Genomic DNA, 738 nt, shown 5'->3' on the forward strand with positions numbered 1-738 from the left:
ATTGGCTTTGTCCGTGAAGTCAGGCTGAAGCAGCCACGCATTGGCACGCGTAAACTGAAGTTCTTAGCAGCAACAAAGGGCATTCAAATAGGTCGCGATAAGCTCTTTGAACTTCTCAGAAAGCATCGGCTGTTAGTGAGAGCAAGACGAGCCTATCACCGAACGACTGACAGCCGTCATCGATTTTTCTGTCACCCAAACAAAGTGAAAGATGGGCTGACACCAACGAAGCCAGAACAACTGTGGGTTGCTGATATTACTTACTTGCCAACTCAAAATGGAGAGAGTTATCTCAGCTTGGTTACAGACGCTTATTCAAGGAAGATTGTTGGTTTTTATGTGGATGACAACATGAAAACTCAATCAGTTAAGCGGGCATTTATCTCAGCTCTCAGGCAACGGCAGAGTGAAGAAAAGCTAATACACCACTCAGATAGAGGCTCACAATACTGTTCGAAGGAATATCAAGATATCCATAAGAAACATAGAGTGACTTGCTCAATGACAGACGGGTATGACTGTTATCAGAATGCTTTAGCTGAGCGTGTAAATGGGATACTCAAAATGGAGCTCTTGCTGAAGAAACCGAAAGATCTGAAAGAAGCAAGGACGATGGTAGCAGAGTCCGTAGATATCTATAATCAAATGAGGCCTCATACGGCTTTAAAATACAAAACGCCCGATGAAGTACATCGAGCGTTTTAGTTAAAAAGTGTCAACCCATATCAGGACGGGTCA

Annotated in this window: 1 protein-coding gene; it reads left to right on the forward strand. The window is 43.5% G+C overall.

From position 1 onward, the window contains the following. A partial coding sequence (locus tag R8N47_RS24935) for an IS3 family transposase (protein WP_213914041.1) occupies positions 1-705 on the forward strand: 705 nt, incomplete at its 5' end. Between the last annotated feature and the right edge of the window lie 33 nt (positions 706-738).

The sequence above is a fragment of the Vibrio sp. 2132-1 genome (assembly GCF_033344315.1).